The 12586-nt window shown below is 68.4% G+C and carries 9 protein-coding genes and 2 pseudogenes; 4 read left to right on the top strand and 7 right to left on the bottom strand.

Going from position 1 to position 12586, the window contains the following annotated elements; all coding sequences use genetic code 11:
* Positions 1-299: 299 nt before the first annotated feature.
* Both CTZ28_RS29270 and CTZ28_RS29265 read left to right on the top strand, forming a co-directional pair.
* On the top strand, positions 300-1844 hold the full coding sequence (locus CTZ28_RS29270) for a pectate lyase family protein (protein ID WP_121892721.1): 1545 nt from the start codon (positions 300-302) through the stop codon (positions 1842-1844).
* A gap of 224 nt (positions 1845-2068) precedes the next feature.
* On the top strand, positions 2069-3511 hold the full coding sequence (locus CTZ28_RS29265) for a family 43 glycosylhydrolase (RefSeq protein WP_121892720.1): 1443 nt from the start codon (positions 2069-2071) through the stop codon (positions 3509-3511).
* A gap of 280 nt (positions 3512-3791) precedes the next feature.
* Here the strand turns inward: CTZ28_RS29265 and CTZ28_RS29255 are convergent, their stop codons facing one another.
* From CTZ28_RS29255 to CTZ28_RS29235, 5 genes and pseudogenes are all read right to left on the bottom strand, one after another.
* A complete protein-coding gene (locus CTZ28_RS29255) occupies positions 3792-4079 on the bottom strand; it encodes a YciI family protein (RefSeq protein ID WP_183154647.1) in 288 nt (95 codons plus the stop codon).
* A 23-nt stretch (positions 4080-4102) separates the two neighbouring features.
* A complete protein-coding gene (locus CTZ28_RS29250; RefSeq protein ID WP_121892719.1) occupies positions 4103-4999 on the bottom strand; it encodes an MBL fold metallo-hydrolase in 897 nt (298 codons plus the stop codon).
* Entirely contained in the window at positions 4983-5939 is a 957-nt protein-coding gene (locus tag CTZ28_RS29245; protein WP_121892718.1) for an alpha/beta fold hydrolase, read from the bottom strand. The genes CTZ28_RS29250 and CTZ28_RS29245 overlap by 17 nt, the downstream gene beginning before the upstream one ends.
* Before the next feature lie 45 nt (positions 5940-5984).
* A pseudogene (locus tag CTZ28_RS29240) lies at positions 5985-6193 on the bottom strand (hypothetical protein); the annotation flags it as partial.
* A gap of 24 nt (positions 6194-6217) precedes the next feature.
* Positions 6218-6529: pseudogene (locus tag CTZ28_RS29235) on the bottom strand (zinc-binding dehydrogenase); the annotation flags it as partial.
* 265 nt (positions 6530-6794) lie between these two features.
* Between CTZ28_RS29235 and CTZ28_RS29230 the strand changes: the two are divergent.
* Positions 6795-7343: a DUF1062 domain-containing protein gene (locus CTZ28_RS29230; protein WP_121892717.1), complete on the top strand. Its 549-nt coding sequence runs from the start codon at positions 6795-6797 to the stop codon at positions 7341-7343.
* A 160-nt stretch (positions 7344-7503) separates the two neighbouring features.
* On the opposite strand, the gene CTZ28_RS29225 is transcribed toward CTZ28_RS29230, so the two are convergent.
* Together CTZ28_RS29225 and pdxA are read right to left on the bottom strand one after the other, a co-directional pair.
* Positions 7504-8295: a DeoR/GlpR family DNA-binding transcription regulator gene (locus CTZ28_RS29225; RefSeq protein WP_121892716.1), complete on the bottom strand. Its 792-nt coding sequence runs from the start codon at positions 8293-8295 to the stop codon at positions 7504-7506.
* A gap of 78 nt (positions 8296-8373) precedes the next feature.
* Complete coding sequence (gene pdxA / locus CTZ28_RS48720; protein WP_259471861.1) at positions 8374-10743, bottom strand: 4-hydroxythreonine-4-phosphate dehydrogenase PdxA; 2370 nt, start codon at positions 10741-10743, stop codon at positions 8374-8376.
* A 243-nt stretch (positions 10744-10986) separates the two neighbouring features.
* On the opposite strand from pdxA, the gene CTZ28_RS29215 reads away from it, so the two are divergent.
* Positions 10987-12585: an ABC transporter substrate-binding protein gene (locus tag CTZ28_RS29215; protein ID WP_121892715.1), complete on the top strand. Its 1599-nt coding sequence runs from the start codon at positions 10987-10989 to the stop codon at positions 12583-12585.
* The last annotated feature ends 1 nt before the right edge of the window (position 12586 follow it).

Raw genomic sequence — 12586 nt, 5'->3', positions numbered from 1 at the left:
ATTACTGAAGCGGCGGCCGGCGTTCCGGGATCTGGCCGTGCCGATTTTCACGTACATGAATCAGCTAGGCAGGTTCCGGTGCTGCGCAGAGCCTTGCCGCTTTGCGGGCATCTCCCTACACTCCCGCACAGCAAGCGCTTTCTGAAGTCAGTACGGCCTGTCGTGTTCGTCGATTCGATGTTCAGTATCTGGATCAATGTTTATGGGACTGAACAGACAGGTTGGCGCCTCGACGGTCCGCCGGAACGACAACGGCACGCAGCTCGGTCTGCGTTCGACGACGAAAGGGCAAGGCGAGGATGAGACGACAACGAGCAACGCGGCTCTACGCGGCGCTGGCCACGACAGCCCTCGCGGCGACCGCCGTGACCGGCGCGGTTCTGTCGATGCCCGAGGCGGCGGCCGCGACCGGAAGCGCCACTGGCTACGCCACCCAGAACGGCGGCACCACCGGGGGCGCGGGCGGGCAGACGGTCCGGGCCACCACGGGAACCGCCATCCATCAGGCCCTGTGCAGCCGTGCCGGCAGCAGCACGCCCATCATCATCGAGGTCGAGGGCACCATCAACCACGGCAACACCACCAAGGTGTCGGGCGACAGCTGCAACACGGCCGCGGACAAGATCGAGCTCAAGGAGATCAGCAACGTCACCCTCGTCGGGGTGGGCAACGGCGCCGTCTTCGACCAACTCGGTATCCACGTCCGCGACTCCAGCAACATCATCATCCAGAACGTGACCGTCCGGAACGTCAAGAAGTCGGGCTCGCCCACCTCCAACGGCGGTGACGCCATCGGCATGGAGAGCAACGTCCGCAACGTCTGGGTGGACCACACCACGCTGGCGGCATCGGGCGGGGAGTCGGAAGGCTTCGACGGTCTCTTCGACCTGAAGAACAACACCCAGTACGTGACCCTGTCCTACAGCATCCTGCGCAACTCCGGCCGCGGCGGACTCGTCGGATCCAGCGAGAGCGACACCTCGAACGGCTATATCAGCTACCACCACAACCTGTACGAGAACATCGACTCGCGCACACCGCTGCTGCGTGGTGGCATCGCCCACATCTACAACAACCACTACGTCAGCCTCAACGAATCCGGCATCAACTCCCGCGCCGGGGCCCGCGCCAAGGTGGACAACAACTACTTCGAGGACTCCAAGGACGTCCTCGGCGCCTTCTACACCGACGCGGCCGGCTACTGGCAGGTCAGCGGCAACATCTACGACAACGTGACGTGGTCGAGCCCCGGCAGCGAGAACAACCCGGCCGGACCCGACCCGCAGTCCAACACCACCGTCAGCATCCCCTACTCCTACAGTCTCGACGCGGCCAGTTGCGTACCGAGCGTCGTGAGCGCCACGGCGGGCGCCAACAAGGGGCTGCGGGTGTCGGACGGCAGTTGCTCCCCGCAGAATCCTTCGCCGGCGCCGACCGACCCCACACCCGCACCGACCGACCCGGCGCCGTCCCAGCCCGGCGGGACCAATCTCAGCATCGGGGCGGGTTCGGACGGGTCCAGCAAGGCCTCCGGCACCAGTTACGGCAATGTCCTGGACGGTGACCCGAGCACCTACTGGTCACCGACCGGCTCGACCGGCTCCGTCTCGGTCAAGTGGGGCTCCGCCACCTCGGTGTCGGTGATCAACATCCGCGAGACATCGGGCAGCGTGGGCACCATCGGATCCTGGCGGGTCATCAACCATGACACCGGCGCCGTCCTCGCCTCCGGCAGCGGTGCGGGCGTCATCAGCTTCGCCCAGACCTCACTCCGTAAGATCACCTTCGAGATCACCGGCTCGACCGGCACCCCTCAGGTCGCCGAGTTCGAAACCTACGCCTGATACGCAGCGGCACGGCGTCCGCTGTCCGGTGGGATCGGGCACCCCGGTCCCGTCGGGCGGCGGACGCGTACACCTCGGACTCGATGCCGATCCCGCCCTCGCCTGGGCCCATCTGTTTGCTGAGAGACCTGTTTACATCGATGTAAGAGCTGTGGTGCCATAGGTGTCCGCCATCTGAAATCGCCCGCCACTGCGGGCACTTGCGCAGAGGTGAGGAACCGCTGATGCCACGTCAGTCCAGAAGCACCCTGTTGGCTGCCCTGCTCGCCCTGCTCATCGGCCTGCTCTGGGCGCCGCAGGTCCACGCGCGGGAGCCGGCGCCGGCAGTCAAGGCCGCGGGCACGTTCCGGAATCCGCTGAACACGGGGCCGGACCCCTTCATGGCGTATGCGAACGGCGCCTACCACCTCACCACCACGCAGGGTGGCAGCATCAGGATGTGGAGTTCGCCCTCGCTCGGTACGCTGCTCGACGCGGACCCGGTGACGGTGTGGACCGACACCGACTCCGAGCGCAACCAGCACATCTGGGCGGCCGAGTTCTACCGCTTCGGGAACCGCTGGTACATGTACTACACGGCCGATGACGGCGTCGACGACCATCACCGGCTGTACGTCCTGGAGTCGGAGGCCGACGATCCGGCCGGGCCCTACCACTTCAAGGCGAAGCTGACCCCGCCCAACCACGCCGACGACTTCGCCATCGACCCCGGCGTCTTCCAGCACAACGGGAAGCTCTACCTGGCGTATTCGGGGATCAACCCCTACCAGCACAACGGACTGAACATCGCCCCGATGTCGAACCCGTACACGGTCTCCGGAGACGCGGTGGCCCTGAACGCCGACGGCGGCTGCCCGGAGGTCCGCGAGGGCCCCGAGTTCCTCAACCGCAACGGCCGTACGTGGCTGACGTACTCGACCTGTGACACCGGCAAGCCCGACTACCAGCTGTGGATGCTGTCCCTGCCGAACGGCGCCGACCCGCTGACGCCCGGCAACTGGCAGCAGCACCCCGGCGCCGTCTTCTCACGCGTCGACGCCAGGGGGGTCTACGGCCCCGGCCATCACGCCTTCTTCCGGTCGCCCGACGGCACGCAGGACTGGATCGTCTACCACGCCAAGACGACGGCGAGCAACACCTACGGCAACCGTACGACCCGTGCCCAGAAGATCGGTTGGCACGCGGACGGCAGCCCGGACCTCGGCAGCCCGCTCGCCCTGGGCGCGACGCAGGACCTGCCGTCCGGCGATCCCGGCAACGGCAATTACTGGATCAATGACGACGGCCGTTCCAGCGGCGCCGGCCAGATCGCCTACCAAGGTGACTGGAACTCGGGTACGGGCTGCGGGGCCCAGTGTTTCTGGAGCGACGACCACTGGAGCGACCGGGCGGGCAACACCGCGACCTTCACCTTCACGGGCACCCGGATCGCGCTGCTGTCCGTGCGGGACACCGGCAACGGCATCGCGGCCATCAGCGTCGACGGGGGACCCGAACAGCGCGTCGACTTCTACGGGGCCCCGAGGACGGGAGAGACGCTCCAGTACCTCAGCCCGCGCCTGGCCTCCGGCACGCACACTCTGCGTATCCGGGTGACCGGGGAACACAGCGCATCGTCCACCGCGTCCTTCGTGAGTGTGGACAGGGCAGAGGTCTACACCGACTGACACCGGGCGTCCAGCCGGCGTGCGGTCCCGCCAGGTTCCCGAAAACGGCCTGGCGGGCCTGCCGGGACAATGTGAACACCCACCTGACGGCGGGTATGCGCCGCTACATCGCCGAACGGGACTGGCTCACCGTCTACCAACTCCCGCCTTACACACCGGACCTCAACGCCGTCCGGCGGGGGTTACGCCAGCTCCAGTACCGCCATGACGTCCTCGACAGCTCCCTCACCGGCACCGGACTGGCGCTCGTCCCACCATTGACGACATCACCCTTTGAAAGTCAGTACCAGTTCGGAGCGGGCTCTGCCTTGATTACCTGCCATGGTTTGAGCTCGTAGCTCTCCCAGACACCCGACGTCTTGTAGGGGTCGGCGGACACGATATCCTCGGCGTCGCTCAGGGAATCCACGTCATAGATGAACAATGCGCCACTGTCGTCCTCGTAGGGCCCACCGACGATGAGTTGTCGTTTGTCGAGCAGTTCCGCCATGTACTGGCGGTGGGCGGGCCGGACTTCCTCCACCTTTTCTGGGCTGTCGACGTACTTGGCCAGGTTGACGACCTTCACGGTGTCCTCCTCTTGCCAGCGGTTCAGGAGTCCTTCAACTGAGCGGCCGAAGCCCAAAGAGCACCGGGGTACTTCCATGTGGGATATCGGGCGACCATCCGGTCGAAGACCTCCCGGGCCGTTGTGCAGTTCGCAAGGACATCCTCGAAATCCCGGATGTACCGCCGCGTCTCCGCGATGATCTCCGTTCCGTCGGATCGCCCTTCGCTCTTGTGCCCGGCGATCACGCTGCTCGGATGCAGCGACTCGATGGTGTCCGCAGCCGCGATCCACTCGTTTCTCGAGTCCGCGTCTGATTCACGCAGCTGCAGATAGATGCCGTTGTAGATCGCGTCACCGGCTGCAACCAAGCCGATGGACGGCACGTGTAGGCACGTGGTGTCGTCGGTGTCCGTATGACCGAGCTCGATGGCCGTCAATTGTTGTCCTTCGAGTTCGATGACGTGGTCGGGGATCTCTTCGGGCATGCGAATCCTGTCTGGCATACGCCCGGGAAAGCGGGCCTTCCACAGCGCGAGTTCTGCGTCGGTAGCGTGTTGCCGCATCTGCTCCGCGACTGCCGGAATGGCCACGATCCTGGCACCAGGAAACCGATCGGTGAGAGCACCGGCCCCGAACCAGTGGTCGCCGTGCCCATGTGTCACGTAAACCGTCGTGAGACTTTTTCCCGAGGCGGCGATCCGGTCCATGAGCGTTCGTACCTGGTCGACCGTTATCGGCGCGTCGACCAGGACCGCTTCCCGCACCCCGTAGATCAGCGTCGACGAAATGGGAGGCCACACACGGTGCCGCCACCCGGGTGGAGGCTCGTCAACGAGCGTCTGCAGGGGCTCTGATGTAAAGACATCCCACGAGAGGGGTGCGGGAGGCCGGCGCACGTCATCACTTCTCGTGGCAACCGAACTACGAGTCCGAGACATTCCGATCCAGGAACGACCGCATCAGGCCCCCGATCTCGGATCCCTTCTCCTCCAGGGCGAAGTGACCTGTGTCAAGCGCGTGGAACTCCGCGTGCGGCAGGTCGTTCAGGAACATCCGCTGGTTGGACTCCGGGAACACAGTGTCGTTGGCACCCGTCGCGATCAGCGCCGGCGGCTGCTCCTTGCGGAGGAATTCCTTTGCCGCCCCAAAGACCTTCTCTTGCTTCGAGACGTCGTACAGGAGATCCAGCATGATCTCATCGACCCCGGGCCGGTCCAGCAGTGTCTGGTCGATCAGCCAGCAGTCGGGGTCCATCAGTGACGGGTCGCCGACTCCGTGCAGGTACTGGTCCCGGGTGCATTCAGGCGTGACGTAGGACCGGGCGGCATCCCGGTGTTCTGCCGACCCGTCGCGCCAGTAGGGAAGGATGTCCTCCCAGAAACCGCCTTCGTCGCCCTCCGGATACAAAGGCGCGTTCTGAAGGACGACCGCCTTGATCCGTTCCGGATGCTTGACGGCGAGGCGCCAGCCGATGGATCCACCGAAATCCATCATGTAGGGCGTGAACTCCCGTACGTTCAGGCGATCGAGCAGCTCGTCCACGATATCGGCGATGTGGTCGAAGTCGTACGAGAAGTTCTCCCGGCCGGGTGTGTCGCTGTGCCCGAACCCCGGGTAGTCGGGGGCGATGACGTGGTAGCGGTCCGCAAGCTGCGGAATCAGATTGCGGAACATCCGCGAGGACGTGGGGAATCCATGCAACAGCAGGATGACGGGGGCGTCTTCGGGCCCCGCCTCGCGGTAGAACACCTCGACTCCGTCGATGTTCTCGGTGCGGAAGTGGGTCTGCTCGCACATCGGGGTCATTGTCGACATACCCTCCTCCAATTGCATCATCAGAGAGAAGATCGTCAGCGATTGTGTGCAGCTGTCGGCCACAAGAAGTGATCATTGTGGCTGTGATTGAAGTGTCTCCTCCTTCAGTCACACAAGGGAGTCTATCTCATGTTGGATATATGGGACAAATGTCCCAAGAGGAGGTTCCGTCTTGTTCCGGTGGAGGATGAGGACGGTTTGGACGAGTGTGGTGATGCGGGTCGTCGAGCACCGCAGTTTGCGCAGCAGCCTCCAGGACTTGAGGGCGGCGATGGCCTGCTCGACGAGGGCCGGATCTTCGCATGCGACCGGTGTACCACCACCGTGAGGTCGCCCCGCGTCGTTCCGAAGTCCGCGGGCGGCTGCCCTCCCACGGCTCCGACGGCCACCATGCGCCCGTTCGGGTTGAGCCGGTCGAAGAACGACGGCAGAGCGTCACCGGCCACCATGTCGAGGATCACGTCGTAGCCCGCCGGGGCGTCGGGGCCGCCGTCGTCGGCGCGGTCCAGTACATGTGTCGCGCCCAGCCGGCGCAGGCGCTCTCCGCGCTCGGCCGACGATGTGGTCACCGCCACCGCGGAGGCGCCCTTGCTGGCCGCCAGTTGCACCGCCATGACACCGATGCTGCCCGCCGCCCCGCGCACCGGCACTGCCCCCACAACACACCCCTACCTCCCCCCGCACGCCTCACCCCGACCGAACAGGGCATGCCCTGACAGAACCTGGCGGTGGGGCGCTCGAAAATCGGTGGAGCAGCGCCGTTGTGCGCCATTACCGTGCTGCCGAACCGAGTTGTCCAGCCAAGGACGTGCCGTTGTACACCGTGTGAGACCTCCCGAGAGCTGATTCGTCGCGCGTCGCGCATGTGCGCCGCGCTGCTTCTTGCTGCGGATTTCTCACTGAAACCGGTGTACTTCTGTGCTCAACAACTGGGTGGTCGTGCCCACCTGCCTCCCGCTCGTTCTCCGACGTTGCCACGCGTGCGCGTCAGAGCGTTTCCGGGCGAACGGTAAATTTCGCGTCAACGCACACCACAAGCTCATCGACGCCTGGCTCCTCGCGCTCTGTACCGCTTGCGGGGAAACCGCAAAGCTCACGGTCCTGGAGCGGATCAATGTGCGCTCCGTGCGGTCTGAGTTGTTGGACCGGCTGCATGACAACGATCCTGGTCTCGCAGCCGAGCTGCTCCAGGATCCGGTCGTGCGGCGCCGTAATCGCATCGCCCTCGACTGGGACAACGCCTGGCGTCTGGACACCGGCGGAGCGGATCACCTGGACCGCGAGGTGATCGACGTCTCGGTCCGCTTCGCGGCGCGGATCCCTGTCCGGCCGGTGCGCCTGATCGCTGAAGGCTGCGGTCTTGCGCGGGCCGAGGTCGAGAGGCTGATCACGGAGGGGAGGCTCGTCTCGGCGGTCCGGCTGAACGACAGGCTCGCCGGCGACTTCACCTTCATGCTCAAGCGCTGACCCCTCCTCGGGACCACGGGCCTGTTCGGCGAGATCCGCCGGACAGGCCCTGGCCGTCGCCGTCCACTGGCGAAGGACCGTCACCTGGGGACGGCATCGGCCGGCACGTCGGACTCCTTCCGCGGACCGGGCGCACGGACGCGACCGCGGGGAGCGCGCCTCACCCCGTAGGGTCCCGCTCCGGCTCGGTGACGACCGTGGTCACCCCCTGGGCGCGCAGTTCCTCAAGGATGTGCGGGTCGGCGGCGTCGTCCGTGACCAGGGTCCAGTCCTCCGGGAGGGCGGTCCAGGCGTGGAAGGGGCGCCGGCCCAGCTTGGCCGCGTGCGCGAGGACGTACACCTGGTCGGCGCGGCGGGCCATCAGCTCCTTGAGCCGGGTCTGGCGCAGATCGGCCTCGCAGATGCCGTGCCGCGGCGAGATGCCGTCCGTGCCGAGGAAGACCCGGTCGAACGTCATGCGTTCCAGGGCCGCCTCGGTGAGCGGGCCGACGAAGCCCTGGCTGAGCGGCCGCAGGGTGCCGCCGAGGCATTCGACGTGGATCGTCTCCACGTCGGAGAGCGCCTGAAGCGTGGTCAGCCCGGTCGTGGCGACCATGATGTCCTTGGCCGTGCGCAGTTCATGCGCGAGCGCCCCGACCGTCGAGCCGGCGTCCAGCAGCAGCGTCTCGCCCGGCCGTACCTGCTCCGCCGCCCAGCGCGCGATGGCCTGCTTGGCCTCGAACGCCTCGCCCGTCCGCTGCCGCAGCGATGCCTCGGGGTGGGCGGACAGCGCCATCGCACCGCCGTAGGTGCGGGCGAGCCGCCCGTCACTGGTGAGCTTCGCCAGGTCACGGCGGATGGTGGACGCCGTCACGCCGAACAGCTGGGAGAGTTCGTCGACGCTCGCCAGGCCGGTGGTGGTGGCGAGCCGGACGATCCGGTCGCGCCGGTCCTTGGAGCCGATCGCAGACATCTGTTCTCTGTCCTCTGGTGTCCAGTGGTGCCCGGAGTGCCTGTGCCGTGAGCTGCCCGGGGTGTGAACGGCCTGTGGTCAACGGGCGGCCGGAGCGGTCGACATCTCGGCGGCCTGGCGCAGGGCCTCGACCATGCTACCGGCCTCGGCCCGCCCGGTCCCCGCGATGTCGAAGGCGGTGCCGTGGTCCACGGACGTGCGGATCACCGGCAGTCCGACGGTGAGATTGACCCCGGCCTCGATGCCGAGGACCTTCACCGGGCCGTGCCCCTGGTCGTGATACATCGCCACGATCAGGTCGTAGTCGCCGCGCGAGGCGAGGAAGAACGCGGTGTCGGCGGGGAGCGGGCCGCGGGCGTCGATGCCGTCGGCGCGCAGTACTTCGAGAGCCGGGACGATCTTGGTCTCCTCCTCGCCGTGGCCGAACAGGCCGTTCTCACCCGCGTGCGGGTTGATGCCGCACACACCGATGACCGGGTGGGCGACGCCGGCCCGCACCATCGCCTCATGGCCGCGGCGCACGGTGCGCTCGACGAGCCCGGGCTCGATGCGCTGCACGGCGTCGATGAGCCCGATGTGCGTGGTCACGTGGATGACCTTCACCTTGGGTGTGGACAGCATCATCGACACCTCCTCGACGCCCGTGAAGTGGGCGAGGAGTTCGGTGTGACCGGGGTAGACATGACCCGCCGCGTGCAGGGCCTCCTTGTTGAGCGGCGCCGTGCAGATGCCCTGCACCTCGCCGCGCAGCGCCAGGTCGGCGGCGACGCGTATGTAGTGGTACGCGGCGTCGCCCGCCGCGGCGGACAGCTTGCCCCAGGGCAGGTCGGCCGGGATCAGGCCGAGGTCGATGACGTTGATGCGGCCGGGCGTGAACTCGGCCTGCGCCGGGTGCTCGACGGGCACGACCGTGCACTCGACGCCCAGGATGCGGGCCGCCTCGCGCAGGCGTGCGGCGTCGCCGACGACCACGGGCCGGCAGTCGCGCAGGGTGTCGGGGTGGAGCAGCGCCGGGACGACGACCTCGGGTCCGATGCCTGCGCCGTCGCCCATGGTCACCGCGATGACCGGGAGCGCACGGTGGGTGGTGCCGGTCTGCTCGGCGAGGGAGGCGGCGGCGGGTGCTGCGTTCACGGGGTTTCTCCTAGGGGGGTGGACGGTGGGAGCGGTGCGGAGGGAGGGGCGCAACGCGCGGGCGATGCGCAGCAGGGAGTCGGCCTCGCCGAAGCTGCCGGGCCGGGTGACGACGCTCTGGCAGTCGGAGGTGCGGGAGTGCACGGCGCCGTGATGGATCTGTCCGACGGGGGTGAGGAGAGTGACGCCCAGCGCGTCGAGGACGCGACGGGCGGTCTCACCTCCGGTGAGCACGAGATCGCTGTCACGTGCGACCTCGGCGACCGCCCGGGCGAGCCCGGCGACCAAAGGGCGGCCCGAGACGGGGGCGACGGTGCCCTCGTCGGCGATGCTCACGACGGTGACGGAGCCCGGTGCGAGGCTCGCCGGAAGGCCCGTGGCCCGGTCTGCCGGAGACAGGCCGTGACTCGGGAACCGCGCCAATTCCGCTGCGGGCAGGGCGACATGGCGTGCGCCCGCGGCCACGAGTTGCGCGATCTGCGCAGCCGCTCCGGATTCGGCGGTGCCGACGACGACCAGCAGCGGTCTGAGCCCCGTACCGTCGGGGCCTGTTGACGACAGGGGGCCGGGGGCCGGTGCAGGCCCGTCGCGGTCGAGCAGCCGGGCGCTGCCGGTGAGGAGCCTGCGCCCGAGTGCCGCCGCGAGTCCGCCGGTGCCCAACATGCGGACCCGCGGCCCCAGTTCCAGCGTGGCTCCGGCTATCGCGTCGAGGTCCGCGTCCGTCTCGGCGTCGCACACCGGGTGCAGGCCGCGCGCGATCAGCTCACGCAGCCGCTCGGACAGCGCACCGCGTACGACGTCGAGGGGCACCGACGCCGTCGGTACGTCCCCCAGCGCGGCGGCGACGGACCGCGGTGCGGCCCGGGACTCCGCCCGCCAGGCGTCCGTCGTGTGCAGCGGCACTTCGCGCAGGCGGACCACGCCGTCCCGCACGGTGCGCCCGGCGACCGGAAGCGCCGGCGCGATCACCACGCCCTCGGCGCCGGCCGCGTACGCGGCGGTCTCGGCGGCCAGGTTGCCCCGCAGCAGCGAGTCGATCTTCTTGAACAGCACACAGCCGTCGGACGGGGACACCGCGGCCCGTACGGCCCGCGCCGCCGCGTCCGCAGGCAGCTGCCGGGTGTCCAGGTCGAGCACCGCGGCCTCACCCGGGGCGGGTGCCGCCGCGGCGCCGGGGCGCAGCAGGATCCGGCCGGTCAGGCGCAGTGCCATCGCGGTCTCGGCGGCGCCGGACAGATCGTCCGCGAGGGCGAGCACACGGTGTGCCGGGCTGCTGCGGCTCATGGTCCGGCCGCTGCGGCTGGTGAGGGACACGGATACCTCCTCGGGCCGGCCCGGACGGGCGGCCTCGGGCACCGATGATGACATGGCTTGCGCGATCTGCGCGAGACCTCTTGCGCGAATTACGCAACCGTGCCACCTTTTCCGGCGCGACACCTGTTCGTCACCACCGGGCCGGTTCCCCGACCGGAGCGGTACGACAGCCGGACCACCGTCAACCGGTCCGGGCGAGAACAGCCAGAGCCGGTCGCCACCCGGAACGCGAGAAGGTCGACGATGACCCCAACTCCCCACAGCGCACCCTCCGAGAGCCCCCCGCGGGGGCCCCTCAGCCGCCGCACCCTGCTGCGCTGGGGCGCCCTCGGCGGAGCGGGCATCGCCCTCGGCCCGCTGGCCGCCTGCGCGGGACCCACCGGAGCCCCCGGCCCCGGAACCCTCACCCTCGGTCTGAACCGCTCCCTGGTCAGCCTGGACAACAAGCTCAACCAGTTCGACGCGGCCGTCACCGTGCAGCGGGCGGTACGCCAGGCCCTCACCCGCATCGGTCCCCGGATGCGGCCGGAACTCGTCCTCGCCGACCGCTTCGAGATGACCGAGCCCACCGCCTGGTCGGTGCGGCTGCGCGACGGCGTCTGCTACTCGGACGGCAGCCCGGTCACCGTCGAGGACGTCGCCACGGCCCTGCGCATGTACGGCCAGGTCACCGGCTCCTTCCTGCTCGGCCTCTTCCCGGAGCTGCCCACGGTCGAGCCGACCGGCGAGCGCACCTTCCGGCTGCGCACCCAGCACCCGGTGCCCGTCCTCGACCGGCTGATGGCGAACATCCACATCACCCCGGCCGCCGCCAACCGCCCCGAGGAACTGCAGAGCGGCCTCGGCTCGGGCCCGTACCAGGTGGTGAAGGCAAACAGTGGGGCCGGCGAGTACACCCTGGGCCGTAATACGAGGTACTGGGGAACGCGCCCGCGCGTCGACACCGTCCGGGTGCGGTTCGTGCCCGAGGAGTCCAGCCGCGTCATCGCCCTGCGCAGCGGCGAGATCGACGTCGTCGACACCCTCACCCCCGACTCCGCCGACCAGCTCACCGGCCTGCCCGGCGTCACCGTGGCGGAGACCTCGGGCGTACGCATGTGCCAGCTCTTCTACAACTTCCGCAAGCCCAAGGGGCATCCGCTCGCCGACGCCCGGGTACGGGAGGCCCTCACCTACGCGATCGACGGTGAGGCGCTGATCCGGGACGTCCTCACCGACTCGGCCGAGGAGGCCGGGGGAGTCGTTCCGCTCGCCCTCGAAGGCGCGGTGCTGGCCGGCGAGTACACCTACGACCCACGCAAGGCGAAGGCGCTCCTCGCCTCGCTCGGCGCATCCGACCTGCGGATCAAAATCATCTGGGAGTCGGGGGAGTTCGCCGCCGACACCTCCGTCATGGAAGCCGTCATCGACATGCTCCAGGCCGTCGGTGTACGCGCCTCGCTCCAGCAGTTCGAGCCGGGCGGCGACATCCTGAAATGGCGTCAGGGCCGCGCCGGTGACTGGGACGTCATCGGCAACGGCTACGGCAGCCCCACCGGACAGGCCCTCACCGTGCTCCAGGGCATGTACGGCGGAACGGCCGAGAAGGACCGCACCGGCGACGCCTTCATGGGATACATCGTTCCCCGCGTCGAACGCGCGCTGTCGGCCGCCGCCATGGAGGTCGACACCACCCGGCGGAACGAGCAACTGGCCGCCGTGCAGCGGGACATCTGGGACACCTGGCCCAGCCTGTGGGCCTTCGCCCCCAAGACCCTGCTCGCCCGCCGCGACCGCGTCCACGACCTGCGGCTGCTGACCATCAACTCCTACGACCTGTCCGCCGTACGGCTGGAGGGCTGAG

The organism is Streptomyces shenzhenensis (genome assembly GCF_003688995.1).
Classification (GTDB): domain Bacteria; phylum Actinomycetota; class Actinomycetes; order Streptomycetales; family Streptomycetaceae; genus Streptomyces; species Streptomyces shenzhenensis_A.
This window is presented reverse-complemented; position numbering and strand designations above follow the sequence as displayed.

What these genes read in the sequence shown, in the direction of transcription:
- CTZ28_RS29270 (WP_121892721.1), top strand. Translation starts at nt 300, where the DNA reads ATGAGACGACAACGAGCAACGCGGCTCTACGCGGCGCTGGCCACGACA.
- CTZ28_RS29265 (WP_121892720.1), top strand. Translation starts at nt 2,069, where the DNA reads ATGCCACGTCAGTCCAGAAGCACCCTGTTGGCTGCCCTGCTCGCCCTG.
- CTZ28_RS29250 (WP_121892719.1), bottom strand. Translation starts at nt 4,999, where the DNA reads ATGTCTCGGACTCGTAGTTCGGTTGCCACGAGAAGTGATGACGTGCGC.
- CTZ28_RS29225 (WP_121892716.1), bottom strand. Translation starts at nt 8,295, where the DNA reads ATGTCTGCGATCGGCTCCAAGGACCGGCGCGACCGGATCGTCCGGCTC.
- CTZ28_RS29215 (WP_121892715.1), top strand. Translation starts at nt 10,987, where the DNA reads ATGACCCCAACTCCCCACAGCGCACCCTCCGAGAGCCCCCCGCGGGGG.